Annotated in this window: 13 protein-coding genes; 8 read left to right on the top strand and 5 right to left on the bottom strand. The window is 41.3% G+C overall.

The window, feature by feature from the left end:
- The first annotated feature begins 43 nt into the window (after positions 1–43).
- From ribD to IM797_RS00120, 5 genes are all read left to right on the top strand, one after another.
- On the top strand, positions 44–1,099 hold the full coding sequence (ribD, locus tag IM797_RS00140) for a bifunctional diaminohydroxyphosphoribosylaminopyrimidine deaminase/5-amino-6-(5-phosphoribosylamino)uracil reductase RibD (protein WP_194125067.1): 1,056 nt from the start codon (positions 44–46) through the stop codon (positions 1,097–1,099).
- On the top strand, positions 1,096–1,974 hold the full coding sequence (locus tag IM797_RS00135; protein ID WP_194125066.1) for a DMT family transporter: 879 nt from the start codon (positions 1,096–1,098) through the stop codon (positions 1,972–1,974). The genes ribD and IM797_RS00135 overlap by 4 nt, the downstream gene beginning before the upstream one ends.
- A gap of 25 nt (positions 1,975–1,999) precedes the next feature.
- Positions 2,000–2,614 carry a YigZ family protein gene (locus tag IM797_RS00130; protein ID WP_194125065.1) on the top strand — a complete coding sequence of 205 codons (615 nt, stop codon included), beginning with the start codon at positions 2,000–2,002 and terminating at the stop codon, positions 2,612–2,614.
- Between the two features lie 32 nt (positions 2,615–2,646).
- Positions 2,647–3,516 (top strand): nucleoside phosphorylase, encoded by an 870-nt coding sequence (locus tag IM797_RS00125; protein ID WP_194125064.1) that lies wholly within the window; start codon positions 2,647–2,649, stop codon positions 3,514–3,516.
- Between the two features lie 71 nt (positions 3,517–3,587).
- Complete coding sequence (locus IM797_RS00120; protein WP_194125063.1) at positions 3,588–3,908, top strand: hypothetical protein; 321 nt, start codon at positions 3,588–3,590, stop codon at positions 3,906–3,908.
- Positions 3,909–3,927: 19 nt separating this feature from the next.
- On the opposite strand, the gene IM797_RS00115 is transcribed toward IM797_RS00120, so the two are convergent.
- Positions 3,928–6,210, bottom strand: coding sequence for a GH92 family glycosyl hydrolase (locus IM797_RS00115; RefSeq protein WP_194125062.1), 2,283 nt, complete (start codon positions 6,208–6,210; stop codon positions 3,928–3,930).
- Positions 6,211–6,650: 440 nt separating this feature from the next.
- Between IM797_RS00115 and mnmA the strand changes: the two genes are divergently transcribed.
- Positions 6,651–7,742, top strand: a complete 1,092-nt coding sequence (gene mnmA, locus IM797_RS00110) for a tRNA 2-thiouridine(34) synthase MnmA (RefSeq protein WP_194125061.1) — start codon at positions 6,651–6,653, stop codon at positions 7,740–7,742.
- A gap of 6 nt (positions 7,743–7,748) precedes the next feature.
- On the opposite strand, the gene IM797_RS00105 is transcribed toward mnmA, so the two are convergent.
- The 3 genes from IM797_RS00105 to IM797_RS00095 all read right to left on the bottom strand — a co-directional run bounded on the left by IM797_RS00105 (position 7,749) and on the right by IM797_RS00095 (position 10,037).
- A complete protein-coding gene (locus IM797_RS00105) occupies positions 7,749–8,696 on the bottom strand; it encodes a bifunctional UDP-sugar hydrolase/5'-nucleotidase (protein ID WP_194125060.1) in 948 nt (315 codons plus the stop codon).
- Entirely contained in the window at positions 8,674–9,438 is a 765-nt protein-coding gene (locus IM797_RS00100) for a 5'-nucleotidase C-terminal domain-containing protein (protein WP_194125059.1), read from the bottom strand. The genes IM797_RS00105 and IM797_RS00100 overlap by 23 nt, the downstream gene beginning before the upstream one ends.
- Positions 9,439–9,524: 86 nt before the next feature.
- Positions 9,525–10,037: a glutathione peroxidase gene (locus tag IM797_RS00095; protein ID WP_194125057.1), complete on the bottom strand. Its 513-nt coding sequence runs from the start codon at positions 10,035–10,037 to the stop codon at positions 9,525–9,527.
- Between the two features lie 469 nt (positions 10,038–10,506).
- Here IM797_RS00095 and topA point away from each other — a divergent pair, with 469 nt between their 5' ends.
- Entirely contained in the window at positions 10,507–13,095 is a 2,589-nt protein-coding gene (gene topA / locus IM797_RS00090) for a type I DNA topoisomerase (protein WP_194125056.1), read from the top strand.
- Positions 13,096–13,097: 2 nt separating this feature from the next.
- Positions 13,098–13,502, top strand: a complete 405-nt coding sequence (locus IM797_RS00085; RefSeq protein ID WP_194125054.1) for a hypothetical protein — start codon at positions 13,098–13,100, stop codon at positions 13,500–13,502.
- A gap of 75 nt (positions 13,503–13,577) precedes the next feature.
- Here IM797_RS00085 and IM797_RS00080 read toward each other — a convergent pair whose 3' ends face one another.
- Entirely contained in the window at positions 13,578–14,999 is a 1,422-nt protein-coding gene (locus IM797_RS00080; protein WP_194125053.1) for a DNA/RNA non-specific endonuclease, read from the bottom strand.
- Between the last annotated feature and the right edge of the window lie 139 nt (positions 15,000–15,138).

The following is a 15,138-nucleotide window of genomic DNA, read 5'->3' as shown; positions in this document are numbered from 1 at the left end:
ACAAAAGTAAGTAAATCGAACAATATACCTTACTTTTGCTGAAATGGCTAACGAATTATATCTTAGAAGATGCCTGGAGCTGGCGAGTTTGGGAATCAGCAATGTCAGCCCAAATCCAATGGTCGGCTGCGTCATTGTCTGTGAAGACAAAGTGATTGGTGAAGGTTACCATGCAAAATTCGGCGAAGCACATGCAGAAGTAAATGCCGTTAAAGCAGTTTTCGATCGTTTTGCTGATCAGGCCCCACTCCTGTTGTCAAAATCTACTGCCTATGTTAGCCTGGAGCCATGCGCTCATTTTGGCAAAACCCCACCTTGTGCTGATCTGCTCATCCGGCATCGCATCAAAAAAGTTGTGATTGGCAACCGCGATCCATTTGCAGATGTCGACGGAAAAGGGATAGAAAAACTCAAGGCTGCTGGAATTGAAGTTGTTTCAGGCGTCCTGGAAGCCGAATGCAGCCACCTCAACAGGCGCTTTTTTACCAGAATACAAAAACAACGCCCCTATATCATTTTAAAATGGGCTAAAACAGCGGATGGCTTTTTTGGTAGAGAGGACCATACACAAAAGTGGATTACCGGAGCCCTAGCTAAAAAACTGGCGCACAAATGGAGAACGGAAGAAGATGCAATTCTTGTTGGAAAGAATACCGCGATCACCGACAATCCACAATTGAATTCACGAGAATGGCCCGGAAAAAATCCGATACGAATCGTAATCGACCGCCACTTACAGGTGCCTTTAGCTAATAACCTGTATAATAACCAGGCCAGGACTATCATTTTCAACGAACGAAAGACAGACGTACAGGACAATATTCATTTCATCCAGATGGAAGACATGCAATTTTATTTACCGCAAAAAATCGCTTTTCAATTGTACCTGATGGATATTCAATCTGTGATCATAGAAGGCGGAGCAAACCTGCTGAACCAGTTTATCAACAACAACTTATGGGACGAAGCCAGAATCTTTACTTCAACTGTAGAAACCTGGGGATCCGGAATTGCGTCGCCAAAAATTAACGGGACGCTCAGCGAAGAAATCAGGCTGAAAGACGATACATTAACCATTCTCCAAAATAAACATTCATGATATTCTTATTGATCAGCATTTGCTGCAGTGTTACCGTAGCTGTACTCCTCAAGCTAGCCAGGCGTTATAAAATCAACATTACCCAGGCTGTAACCTGGAACTATTTGTTTGCGATTGTGCTCAGCTATATTTTCTTCAAGCCCAGCCTTGCGCAACTCACCGGAACAGTTCCGTCCAGTGAATACATTGCCTTAGGTGTTTTACTACCCGTGGTCTTCTGGTTCCTGGCTGGATCGGTGCGACACATTGGTATTGTCAAAACAGACATCGCACAGCGCTTATCGTTGTTCATTCCTATTCTAGCAGCTTACTTCCTGTTTAAAGAAGATTTCACTTTAACAAAGATCTGCGGATTATCCGTAGGCTTTGTGGCGATATTTTTCACGCTCCATAAAAAAACAAGTCAAAAAAATGAAGGCCTGAACTGGCTGTATCCCATCATTGTTTTTATCGGCTTCGGCTTGATCGACATCTTGTTTAAAAAAGTAGCACAAATTAAAATTATCCCTTACACCAGTTCCCTGATCCTGGTTTTCATTCTTGCTTTTGTGATATCATTACTGTCAATTGCTTACTTAAAAGTCGTAAAAAAGCAGAAAATGGAATTCATCAATTTCATCTGTGGATGTATCCTGGGTTTTTTCAACTTCTTCAACATCTGGTTCTACCTGAAAGCGCATACCGCAATGGCAAGTAATCCTTCTGTTGTTTTCGCCGCAATGAACATGGGTGTAATTATCGTGGGTAGTGCAGTCGGTATTTTAATTTTTAAAGAAAAACTGAACAAGCTCAATTACCTGGGACTGGCGCTCGCATTGGTCGCCATCATATTAATTACTAATGTTATCCCAGCACTGTACCAGATGCTCAGCTAAACTTTAGCATTTACCTGATAGAATTATGTTATTTGACGATACTTATAAAACCATAGCTGCCCCATCTGAAGGAATATTCCGTGACCGTGGAAGTAAATTTATTGGCTATGCCTACCCAGTTCAAACAGAGGATGAACTGAAGCCGCTGTTGCTAAACCTCCGGGCAGAACATGCAAAAGCCCGGCATTTTTGTTGGGCGCTCAGATTAAGTCCCGATCGTAGTATATTCCGGATTCAGGATGACGGTGAACCGTCTGGAACTGCAGGTCGGCCAATTTTAAACACCATGCTTTCAGCTGATATTACCAATATTTCTATTGTTGTGGTACGCTATTTCGGAGGCACCTTACTGGGTGTTCCAGGCTTGATCAATGCTTACAAGACCGCTGCTGTCGAAGCCTTACGAGCCGCAGAGCTGATTGAAAAAACAGTAAATGACATTTACCAGATTGATTTCAATTATTTGGTGATGAATGACGTGATGCGACTCATTAAAGAAGAGAAACTGACTGTACTTTCGCAGGATTTCGACAACAAATGCGCCATTAAACTGGCCATCAGAAAAAGCAGTTTAAACGTTATACTCCAAAAATTAGATCAAATCGGGGAACTTAAAACAAGCTATCTTTATACAGCCTAAAGCGCCCGCGGCATATACTTAAACACATACCTATGGAAAACAAAATTTCTGAAGCCGACCTGATCATCAACCCGGATGGCAGCATATACCATTTGAATTTATTACCAGAAGATGTTGCCGACACGATCATTACCGTTGGCGATCCTGATCGGGTAACAGAAATCACCAAACATTTTGATTCCATAGAGTTGAAGAAAGGAAAGCGGGAATTTCTCACACAAACCGGCTATCTCGGTAAAAAAAGAATTACCGTCATTTCTACAGGAATAGGAACCGACAACATAGATATCGTTTTCAATGAACTTGATGCCCTGGTTAACATTGATTTCAAATCCAGAAAGGTTAAAAAAGAACTGACCGCTTTAAACATCATTAGAATTGGTACTTCCGGAGCCATACAACCGGATATTCCAATGGGCACGATCTTAGCATCATCCTTCGGATTGGGGCTCGATGCGCTGATGCATTATTATGTCCACGAACTATCAGGTGATGAAAGAAGTATTTTAAACGGTCTGAATACGCATCTTTCGCAGATTAAAGGCATCCATCCGTACCTCTCGGCGGCAGACAGCGATTTACTAAATACTGTGGCTGCTGATATGGATAAGGGCATCACCGTTACTGCACCAGGCTTTTATGCGCCACAGGGACGGCAAGTCAGGGCAAAAAATACGGTTCCCAATCTCGTTCATCAATTAAACACATTTAGACAGGGTAATTACAGAATAACAAATTTGGAAATGGAAACTGCCGGAATATATGCAATGGCTAAAGTACTCGGGCATAAAGCACTTTCTGTAAATGCAATTCTTGCAAGCCGGGTAAATTTTGAATTTAGCAGTAATCCTGGAAAAGTTGTAGCTCAGGCAATTAAAATGGTTTTAGACAAGTTGAGCTAACTAAATGCCAGCTCTGTCAAACAAACATTAAGGGCAATTTGTTAGTCAAGGACACTTATTAAACGAACAACATGCTAAAAAAAATAAAAGAAAGGTTTACACTTTCGATCATAAATTCTTTATTAAACGATTACGAGGCGCAGGAATTACATGCTGGCAAACGCATTGTATCTATCATAGCCGGTGTTTATATATTTCAGAAGGGAATCAGATGTATCACTAAAACCCCTATCATTGCTATTGAAGAAGTGGCATTAGGTGGGGTACTGCTTTATACCGCCTTTTCAGGACTTAATGGCAAAATCATCAAAAAGCCGATCAACCCCTCTGATATCCGTAGAAACCAGATTCAGGGAAATGATCCAAACAGTACAGTACCCGCATTTGTATAGCATTTTATGCTATACAAATCTACCTCATTTTACCTGTCATCAAAAAAGTAAGTTTACCGCCTTCAATAATATCTGAATGCTTGATGGTATGAGACTTAAGTTCAACTCCATTTAGTAATACTTTAGCTACGTAAACGTTTTTATCACTTTGATTGCGTGCTTCAACGGTAAATGATTTTCCATTTTCCAAACGCAATACAGCTGAGTTTACAGATGGACTTCCCAAAGCATATTCATCAGATCCGGGCGAAACCGGGTAGAAACCTAAGGCAGAAAACATATACCAGGCGCTCATCTGTCCACAATCATCGTTTCCACCCAGACCATCTGGCGTAGGTTTATACTGCATTTTTAAAATTTTACGTACCCTTTCCTGGGTTTTCCAGGGTTGGCCCACCCAGTTGTACAAGTAAGCAACATGATGGGCAGGCTCGTTGCCATGGACATAGCCACCGATGATGCCCTCCCGGGTGATGTCCTCTGTTTCCGCAAAAAATTCATCCGGTAAATGCATGGTAAACAAAGAATCCAATCGCAGTGCGACCTTCTTCGCACCACCCATTTGTTCAATCAGACCTTTTGGATTATGAGGCACAAAAAAACTGTAGTTCCAGGTATTGCCTTCGATAAAACCCTGATTGTGTGTACTCAACGCGTCGAAATCCGCTTTGAATGAGCCATCGGCTAATCTGGGACGCATGAAACCGATCTTTGGATCAAATACATTTCTCCAGTTTTCAGCGCGTTTTATAAATTCCTGGTAGATATCCTGTTTGTTTAACTTTTTAGCCAGCTGGGCAATACACCAATCATCGTACGCGTATTCCAATGTATTGGATACAGAATTGCTATTGGATGCGGATGAAATATAACCACGATCTATATATTCTCCGATTCCTTCGTAATTCCGATGTTTAGCTGTCGCTACACATGCTGCAAGCGCCTGCTCCGCATCGCCATTATAAACACCTTTAATCACTGCATCCGCAATCACAGATACACTGTGATACCCGCTCATACACCAGTTGTCATTGGCATAATGCGACCAGATCGGCAACATTTTCAAGGTGCTTTGATCATAATGTGCCATCATTGATTTCACCATATCGTTATTCCTTGCGGGCTGCATAATGTTTAAAAATGGATGTAATGCCCGATAGGTGTCCCATAGCGAAAAGGTCGTGTAGTTTTTAAAACCATTAGCTTGATGCACATTCTGATCCAATCCTTTATATTGACCATTGACATCATTGTAATTCGTCGGATTGATAAATGCATGATACATGGCAGTATAAAAATTAATCTTTTCATCCTCCGGAGCATCGATCTTAATCTTGTTTAATTCCTTGTTCCAGCTTTCCTGTGCTGACTGTTTAACCTGGTTAAAATCCCAACCTTTGGCTTCCGTCTCCATATTTTCTAAAGCATTTTCCTGGCTTACCGGTGATAAAGCGAATTTAATTCCTATTTTTTCATTTGCTTCCGTATTAAAGTCAAAATACATTCTGATACGTTTACCAGCGATTTCCGGAAAATTCTTAGTCTGATCGAATTTTCGCCAAAAACCTTTGTAAACCTGAGCTTTATCAAAATTCTTTTGCCCATAACTTTTAAATGCTTTAGAGAATGACATCGCGAAATAGACAGTACGCGTACGTGCCCAGCCATTGGTTTGCCTGTAACCCGTGATCAGGCTGTCATTCACAACCCTTACAAAAGTCCAGACTGTTTTGTCGTCATAATTGTAAATGCCTGACATCAGGTCCAGAATAATATGCGCATCTTTTGACTTCGGAAAAGTGTATTGATGTACGCCTACCCTTTCCGTAGCAGTCAATTCAGCCTGAATATCATATTTATCCAATTTAACTTTATAGTAACCCGCCTCTGCCTGTTCATTTGCATGAGAAAATCCAGAACGGAAACCGCTTTCAGGATCGTCTGCTCGACCGGGGTTCATGTTCAATTTTCCAACCGTAGGCATCACCAAAAAGTCCCCTAAATCGGAATGACCCGTTCCGCTAAAATGCGTATGACTAAAACCAACAATCGTTTTATCTTCGTATTTGTAACCAGCACAATATTTATAAACGTCGCCGTTATACTTTCCATTCAATTCATAAGACAAAGTATCTGTATCCGGACTAAGTTGAACTGCTCCGAAGGGTACAGTAGCTCCTGGATAGGTATGTCCCATTTTTTGGGTTCCTATGATGGGCTTGACATATTTAATCAGGTTTTGCTGTTGCGCATACAGCATTCCAGGCATGAAGAACAGACAATAAAACAAAGTTTTTTTCATTGTGGGTTATTTGGTTTATAGGGGCAATGTATAAAAAATATTTAAAAACAAGATTGTTTACGTACACAATATCATATTTAATTTAAAATAGCACAATGGCCGGCATCCACCGGCCATATTGTGCAGCCTAATTTAACCATAAGGGGCAACAAAACAAGTCCCCGATGTACATAGTTCCAAAGGTCAGTTGTTTTTAAATCAGTTCCAATTGAATCCTTCACTTCCGGAAAAGCCGCATCAATAAAGGAATTCTGCAAAATAATGTTTCAAAACAACCCTATCAGAACAAGCACGTCGATATATAATTTTGTAGCGCGTTTGCGTGCTGAAGTTTTTTACAAGGAACTGACCCCCCTGATGCCGTTTCATCGTTAAAAACCCTTACTTTTGCCGCTTGTATTTATATGCCGGGCCTTGAACCCGAGTCAGTATTAAAAATTATGAGTAAACGCGGTAGAATTTTGGTCGCCATGAGTGGCGGCGTTGACAGTTCGGTAGCAGCTGTAATGTTGCACGAACAAGGCTATGAAGTAATTGGCTTAACCATGAAAACATGGGATTACGCCACTTCAGGCAGTAGCAGTAAGGAAACAGGATGTTGCAGTTTAGACAGCATCAATGATGCCCGTACGCTGGCCGTGAACTACGGATTTCCACATTACATATTAGATATACGCGACGAGTTTGGAGATTTTGTAATCGATAACTTTGTAGACGAGTACCTTGCGGGCCGCACGCCGAACCCTTGTGTACTGTGCAATACCCATATCAAATGGGAAGCTTTGCTGAAACGTGCCAACAAGCTGGACTGTGAGTTTATTGCTACCGGGCACTATGCCAATATCCGGCAACTGGAAAGCGGTCGTCATGTCATTTCCAAAGGTAAAGACGAGAATAAAGATCAATCTTATGTACTCTGGGGAGTTTCCCAGGAAAATCTGGCCAGAACACAATTTCCGTTAGGTTCTTTTGCCAAATCCGAGATTAGACAAATGGCTTTGGATATGGGGCAGGAAGAACTGGCTAAGAAAAGTGAAAGCTATGAAATCTGTTTTGTACCAGACAACGACTACCGTTCGTTCCTCAGACATAAAGTAGATGGTCTTGAAGCACGTGTAGATGGTGGTAATTTCATCACCAGCGACGGCATGGTGGTAGGAAAGCACAAAGGTTACCCTTTTTATACCATTGGTCAGCGTAAAGGCTTAGGTATCGCCTTTGGAGAGCCTATGTTTGTGACCCAGATTCTTCCGGAAAGCAATACCGTTGTGTTGGGCCGTGCAGATGAGCTGGAACGCAGGGAAGCGATGGTTAGAAATGTCAACCTGATCAAATACGAGTCCATTTTAGAACCAATGGACAATGTCATTACTAAAATCCGCTACAAAGACGCCGGGATGTTAAGCACTATTGTACAGGAAAAAGAAAATATGCGTGTGGTATTTGAACATTCTGTATCCGCGATTGCACCTGGTCAGTCGGCCGTTTTTTATGAAGGAAACGATTTATTAGGAGGTGGATTCCTTTGCTAAGGAACCTTAAACCTCCAATGCCTCAGATATCACATAGGGGGAAGCGGTTTGGATCCGTTTTCCCTTATACTTTTCAAAGTAATAATCAATACGCCCCAGATTAATTCCTGCAAAGCCAACTTGATTAATCGTGGTTATTCCTCCACTTAAGTTAACTACATCTTCCGGTTTTTCCATAAAAGTATGAGTATGTCCGCCAATAATTAAGTCAATATTGCTGGTGCTTTTAGCCAATACCTGGTCTGAAACTCTTTTGTGATCGTATTTGTACCCCAGGTGAGATAAACAGATAACCAGATCACACTGGTGCTCCTGCTTTAACAGGGCTGCAAATTTATTGGCTGTGGCAACCGGATCAGCATATTGTGTATTGCCATAGTTCGCATCGGCAACAAGTCCATGCAGCTCAATGCCAACACCAAATACACCAATTTTCAAACCTTCTTTCCTAAAAATCTGATAAGGCGTAGTGGACGCGTGCATAAGGGTATCTTTGAAATCGTAATTGCTGCAGATGATCGGAAAATCTGCATGAGGCAATTGCTTATAAAAGCCCTCCAGGCCATTGTCAAAATCGTGATTGCCCATCGTTGCAGCATCGTACTTCATGGCGGTCATCAATTTCATTTCCAGCTCTCCCCCATATTTATTAAAATAAGGTGTTCCCTGAAAAATGTCTCCGGCATCAAAGAGCAATATATTTTTTTCTGTGGCTCGTATCTGTTTAAGCAATGCTGCACGCCTGGCTGTACCTCCTAAACCCTGATTTTTAGAGCCGTCCATTGGAAAGGGTTCTATCCGGCTATGTACATCATTGGTATGCAAAATGGTCAGTTTAACCACGTCTCCGGAAGCAAAGCTCCCCAGGGCATTCAGATTCAATGCAGTTGCGGCGGCGGCAATACCTCCTGTTTTCAGGAAGTTTCTACGACTAATTCTTAGTAATTCTTCCATCTAATATTGGTTTAATGCTTTTACCGGCAGCTTCATTTTCTTTCACATAACCGATCAATGCGGCTCTCACACGCAAATTCAACATTTTTTTCTCAAGTGGATTTTTAAAACTCTCCACCCGGTCTCCTCCACCAGCAATGTAGTCAGAGGTTAACACCCAATAGCTTCTGCCAGGGTCAAAAGGTTTACCTTTAATGATCACATCTGCAGGTTTGCCTTCCTTTATCTTCATGCTGAAACCTGCAATCGGCTGCCCACCGGTATCGGCAATAAATTCAAGCAGATTCTGAACATCACTTCCTTTCAATTTGTAAACAATAAGTTCATTTTCAAAAGGCATCAACTCAAATATATTCGTCAACCGGATTGGGCCTTTAGGAACGTCTATCCGAATTCCACCCTTAGTAGAAGGCATGGCCAGGTCAATCTCAGGATCGATTTTAAGGGCCTGTGCCAGACAAGCGTCAGAAAAGAAGTTACGTAACAAATTTTCGGGTACGGTATCCACTTTTGACATCAGCACATCAGCATGACCTATAACCTGGTTCATTTCTTCTTCCAGCTTAGTTTTATACGGCGTATATGTTTTGATGATCGTACTGTCAACCTCAGCATTTTGATTCATCTGATAAGCTGACCTATTTGCTTTTACCAATTTATAATTAGATACTGAACAGGAATAAGCTAAGGTGCCGCTTAGTAAAATCAGACAAATTTTAATGGAAGTCTTAATGTCGGGCATAGCATTGCATTTATGGCAGAATATTAAAAAAAGAGAAATCCAGGCTAAGGATTTCTCTTTTTTATTGAATTATATAACCCTGAAACTTAGAAATTTTTAACAATGTCTTCGCTTAGTGGTGTTACTTTAGAGCGGAAACGATGAACCAGTTGTCCTTTTTCATTGATCAGGAATTTCTCAAAATTCCATTTGATGTCACCCGTAAAGTCAGGATTTTCCTGTGCGGTGAGGTACTTAAATAAAGGGTTGATGTCATCACCTTTAACACTTACTTTTTCACTTAATAAAAAAGTAACTCCAAAGTTCTTTTTACAGAAATCCTGAATTTCAGAATTGGTGGCCAATTCCTGTCCGCCAAAATTACCTGCCGGAAAACCAATCAGGACTACTTTATTTCCATATTGCTTATACAGTTTTTCCAAATCTTCATATTGCGGGGTATAGCCACATTTTGAAGCTGTATTAACAATCAAAATCTTTTTACCTTTAAATTTCGACAGTTTCACTTCCTTGCCGTCAATTGTTTTAAATGAAAAATCATATACGCTCTTTGCCGGCGGGCTAAAAAACATCGTGAGTAAGATCAATAGTGTATTCATGTTTTGTTTTTTTATCTATTTACGAAGTTAGTCAGAAATAGTTTAGAGAATTATAATCACAAGGTAAAAAACTAAAGAGACTTTGCAGTTGTAAGACATCACATACCCCCTCGGGTCTTGTTAGGTAACGACAGGACTTATAGTTGGGTAAAACTTTGCCTTTTTTCGTCATTTATAGGACTATAGTCCTAGCCGACTCCTAGGAGACTCCTATGTAACTCGGCTTTTGTCTCCTGTTGTTACGAGCCAGACCCGAACGAGATCTAGACCACACCTGGACAAAGAACTAACTGGACCTTAATTCCTTGACCGGATAATTAAAGCTCCTGGCCAGTGCCTTTATCAAGCATGTACAAAGATACAATAGTTGGATTGAAATCGGTACATCTGGAAAAAAAATACTATAAAAATTAGACTGAATTTTGATTTTAGGCTTATTTATAGCTTTATTTGCAGAAAAACGTTCTGAATGGCGAAGAATTTACTGATAGTTGAGTCACCTGCAAAAGCTAAAACCATAGAAGGGTATTTAGGCAAAGATTTCCTTGTTAAATCAAGTTACGGACACATTCGTGACCTGGTTAAGGGGGATATGGGCATAGATATTGCCAATAATTTTGCCCAAACCTATGAGGTTCCAGCCGATAAGAAGCAGGTGGTCGCAGAACTGAAAAAATTAGCTAAGGAGGCCGAGATGGTATGGCTCGCATCCGATGAGGACCGCGAAGGAGAAGCCATTTCCTGGCACTTATTTGAAACTTTAGGGCTTAAGGAAAACAAGACCAAAAGGATTGTTTTTCATGAGATCACTAAACCAGCAATCTTAAAAGCGATTGAAACACCACGTACAATTGATTATAACCTGGTGAATGCACAGCAGGCCAGACGCGTCCTTGATCGCTTGGTAGGTTTCGAACTGTCGCCTGTATTGTGGAAAAAGGTTAAACCATCCCTTTCTGCCGGACGTGTGCAATCTGTTGCCGTACGTTTAATTGTAGACAGGGAGCGTGAAGTAAACAAATTTAATGCAGCGGCAGCATTCAAAATTGTGGCGCAGTTCCATACCGGAAACGGGAAGGAAATTGTCAAGGCCGAATTACCGCAACGTTTTGAAAAAGAAGCGGATGCTGAGCAATTTTTAAAAGACTGTATTCAGGCGAGCTTCAAGGTAAGCAATCTGGAAACTAAACCAGCAAAACGTAACCCTGCTCCTCCTTTTACCACCTCAACACTACAACAAGAGGCTTCACGTAAATTGGGATACTCCGTTTCCAGAACGATGCAAATTGCACAAAGGTTATATGAAAGTGGTCGTATTACTTATATGCGTACCGATTCTGTGAATTTATCGGAAACGGCATTACAGGCGGCTTCCAGTGAAATCAAATCTGCCTGGGGTGACAAATATCACCAGATCAGAGTTTATAAAACCAAGTCTGCAGGTGCACAGGAAGCTCACGAAGCCATCCGCCCTACTTATTTCAACCATCATACCGTTCCTGGCGACAGCTCGGAACAACGGCTGTATGAGCTGATCTGGAAGCGTGCCATTGCTTCTCAAATGAGTGAAGCGCTATTTGAGAAAACAACCGCACAGATTGGCATCAGCTCCCGTCAGGAAAACTTAGTTGCAGAAGGTGAAGTGATGAAGTTTGATGGTTTCTTAAAGGTATACCTGGAATCCAGCGATGAAGACGATGCGGATGACGCCGAGGGAAATAACATGTTGCCGCCATTGACTAAAGGTCAGGAACTGACGCTAAGGGAAATGACTGCGACAGAGCGCTTCTCCAGACCGCCGGCAAGATATACAGAGGCTAGTTTGGTAAAAAAACTGGAAGAACTGGGCATTGGCCGTCCGTCTACCTATGCGCCTACCATCTCCACCATACAAAATCGTGGGTATGTAGTTAAGGAAGATCGTGATGGCCGTCAACGTGCTTTTGTAGCAATAGTATTAGCCAACAATGCCATTAGCAAACAAACAAAAACGGAAATTACAGGAGCAGAAAAATCAAAACTGTTTCCGACAGATATTGGAGAGGTTGTAAATGACTTCCTTGTAGAACATTTTAAAGGTATTGTCGATTTTAATTTTACGGCAAACGTAGAAAAAGAGTTTGATGAGATTGCGCAGGGCTTGCAGGAATGGACAAAAATGCTGCACTCTTTTTATACCCCCTTCCATCTGGAAGTAGAAAATACTTTAGAAACGGCCGACCGTGCAAATGGTGAGCGTTTGCTGGGTATTGATCCTGCTACAGGGAAAAATGTATACACCAAGGTGGGTAGATTTGGACCATTGGTGCAAATTGGAGAGAATGACGATGAGGAAAAACCCCGTTATGCCAGCTTAGCCAAATCGCAGTCTGTAGGAACCGTAACTTTAGAACAGGCTTTAGAGCAATTCAGATTACCTTTCCAACTGGAAGATTATCAGGGAAAAGAGGTTTCTGTAGGTGTTGGTCGTTTTGGTCCTTATGTGAAATGGGGTGATGCCTACATTTCCATTCCTAAAAATGAAGATCCTTTGTCCGTTGATCAGTCAAGAGCAATTGAAATCATTGGAGAAAAGATTACTGCAGACGCGCCGGTAGCACATTATCAGGGCTTACCAGTAACTAAAGGAACTGGGCGTTTCGGACCTTTTATCAAATGGAATGACTTGTTTATCAATGTGCCCAAGGCTTATAATTTCGAGCAATTAAGCGAAAAAGATATTGATGAGCTGATTTCTAAAAAGATAGAAAAAGAAGCCAACAGGTTTATCCAGCAATGGAATGAGGAGAAAATTGCGATCGAAAACGGCCGTTGGGGTCCATTTATCCGCTTCGGCAAAGAAATGCTGAAATTGCGTAAAAACCCAGCGACCAATGATAAATATACAGCTGAAGAATTGGCATCAATTTCTTTAGATGAGGTTAAAAAACTAATTGTTGAACAGATTCCAGGTGCATTTGAGCCCAAAGCAAAGAAAGCTGCTGCTAAAAAGGCAACTGGTACGAAGACAGCGGTGAAAAAGAAAGCTCCGGCAAAAAAAGCAGTCGCGAAGAAATAGTTATGAAAAAAGATCTTCCTGAAAATATTGTTGAAGATGTAGCCATGGCCGTGGTATTGATTGGAGAAAGTCCAGAGGTTAAGAACTGGACAGTTTACCTGGTCAACCTAAAAGAAATCGCTATTGAAAACGTCCTGATCAGCTCTAAAGGATATGGTGAAAAGGATGGTAAAATCGTTAAAACCTCGGTATTGAGACATTTTCTTGGAGATCTTAAACCAAAGTCTTTTGCTGGAGTTGAAGCGATTGATACGGAAGTTTTCGGCTTAACCAATGAGTATTGGCTGAGTTACTATATTGACGGGGTAATTTTCGATAAGAAGTTTATTTTCCTGCCAGAAAGTATTGTGGATGAGAATTTAATTCACGTACCCCTGGTTAATATGCCGGGAGTAATGATTAAATGATAACATTTAAGTCAAAAAATAAAATATGCCGTATCATAATCTGAACGGCATATTTTATTTTTAGTTCATATTTATTTAGTTTGACGTATCGGTTTTGGTTTCGATAACGTCCTGAATGCTTAGGGGCAAACCTGATAATAAATTGTAACCAGTAGCAGCTTCAATAGAGCGTACTGTTACCCTGTACTTCTTCCAGTCAGAATCAATGGTATTCACATTCGGCGTATTGACCGCAATTACCCTTGTGGTAGCCGATACCCTACTTAAATCACCATTTCCCGTAGGAATAATCACTGCGACTTTCCACACATTGGAAGGCACAGTCACTTTACCATCTGCAATTGTTGAGGCAGTACCATTGTTGCCTATACCGCCAATACCGTAACTGCCCATTATAATATAAACTTCATTACCTTCCAGCACCTTAGCGCGCAAATAATTCTCCAGGTTAGCCCAGGTTTTCTGATTATTCTGTGGTGCCTGAGGAATCATGTTGGTCATTAAAAATGTGGCGCTGTTGGCATTCACAGAACTTGTTCTATCGGCAGAAGGAACGTTGTGGCCGCGATCAAATCCGCTACCTGAATAACTGTTACTCTGAACCACAAATAAGTTTTGGGGTAAACCGATAAAACCCGCAAAATTATCTTGTCTACTGGCCGCATTGCTGATGTTCGTTGCATCCAGATGCCAGCTTACCCAGTTTGGTGTACCGCGACTTCCACTGTAAGATTCTACATAATAACTCTGATCCAGTAAAAAATTATCGTTGCTCAGGGAGCTTGCATTCGATGGATTTCCAAACAGCAAATTACTGTCGTCACCAGTACCGGGTTGTGCATCTGTTCCAGCAGTGATCCCCCTTGGCGTACTTGCAGAGCCACCTCCTGTAGGCGGATCTACAGGATCAGGGTCTGAATCCGTAATTCCGGAATCTCCCGTGCCCCTGAATGTAATGTCATCTAAATTGATCCGGGTGGTTCCCTCCTTCTGGATTTGAAAACGAACCTTCCCTGTGGTATTCACCACAAAAGAATCCAGTTTCAGCGGAGCGTTATTTTCTACAATATCCGCACCCATTTGGCTATAAGTTGCCCCACCATCGGTCGACATCATTAACTTCCATGTAGAAGCTGCGTCTTTATTGAATTTGCCATGTTTGATGTAAAGCATTTTCATGCCGGTCACGTCAAAGTTCATACTAAGCTTTCCTGCCCTTACCCGTACACTTTTCAATCCCTCTTTTAAATCATCTGCTGAAGTTGCAATTAATGCATCATCCAGCGTCCAGGAGCCGGTCGGCATATTCAGTACACCAACTGCGTAACCAGTTTTAGAAGGGCTATTTTCAAAATTTTCAGTAATCGAATATACTGAAGGTTCGGCAGGGACTTCAATAACGGGTTCTTCTTTGACCAGTTCTTCAGTCGTTTTTTTCGAACAGCCGGCCAATACCAAGGCCAGGCTTGAATAAACAAGTAGTTTTTTGAGAATCATAAGTATTTGTATAATGTGGTTACAAATCTGGAATTTTTATGTTACCATATTGTTAGATAATTGATATTTATTCCAATTATTTTTACACAATCTTAATATTTTGCGGTATTTCTCCAATTTGTGGATAATAATAGTTTTT

Source organism: Pedobacter sp. MC2016-24, assembly GCF_015223055.1.
Classification (GTDB): Bacteria; Bacteroidota; Bacteroidia; order Sphingobacteriales; family Sphingobacteriaceae; genus Pedobacter.
The sequence above is the reverse complement of the archived record's forward strand: the minus strand, read 5'-3'. Positions and strand labels throughout refer to the sequence as shown.

Coding starts and splice junctions, on each gene's coding strand:
- ribD (WP_194125067.1), top strand. CDS start 44: ATGGCTAACGAATTATATCTTAGAAGATGCCTGGAGCTGGCGAGTTTG.
- IM797_RS00135 (WP_194125066.1), top strand. CDS start 1,096: ATGATATTCTTATTGATCAGCATTTGCTGCAGTGTTACCGTAGCTGTA.
- IM797_RS00130 (WP_194125065.1), top strand. CDS start 2,000: ATGTTATTTGACGATACTTATAAAACCATAGCTGCCCCATCTGAAGGA.
- IM797_RS00125 (WP_194125064.1), top strand. CDS start 2,647: ATGGAAAACAAAATTTCTGAAGCCGACCTGATCATCAACCCGGATGGC.
- IM797_RS00120 (WP_194125063.1), top strand. CDS start 3,588: ATGCTAAAAAAAATAAAAGAAAGGTTTACACTTTCGATCATAAATTCT.
- IM797_RS00115 (WP_194125062.1), bottom strand. CDS start 6,210: ATGAAAAAAACTTTGTTTTATTGTCTGTTCTTCATGCCTGGAATGCTG.
- mnmA (WP_194125061.1), top strand. CDS start 6,651: ATGAGTAAACGCGGTAGAATTTTGGTCGCCATGAGTGGCGGCGTTGAC.
- IM797_RS00105 (WP_194125060.1), bottom strand. CDS start 8,696: ATGGAAGAATTACTAAGAATTAGTCGTAGAAACTTCCTGAAAACAGGA.
- IM797_RS00100 (WP_194125059.1), bottom strand. CDS start 9,438: ATGCCCGACATTAAGACTTCCATTAAAATTTGTCTGATTTTACTAAGC.
- IM797_RS00095 (WP_194125057.1), bottom strand. CDS start 10,037: ATGAATACACTATTGATCTTACTCACGATGTTTTTTAGCCCGCCGGCA.
- topA (WP_194125056.1), top strand. CDS start 10,507: ATGGCGAAGAATTTACTGATAGTTGAGTCACCTGCAAAAGCTAAAACC.
- IM797_RS00085 (WP_194125054.1), top strand. CDS start 13,098: ATGAAAAAAGATCTTCCTGAAAATATTGTTGAAGATGTAGCCATGGCC.
- IM797_RS00080 (WP_194125053.1), bottom strand. CDS start 14,999: ATGATTCTCAAAAAACTACTTGTTTATTCAAGCCTGGCCTTGGTATTG.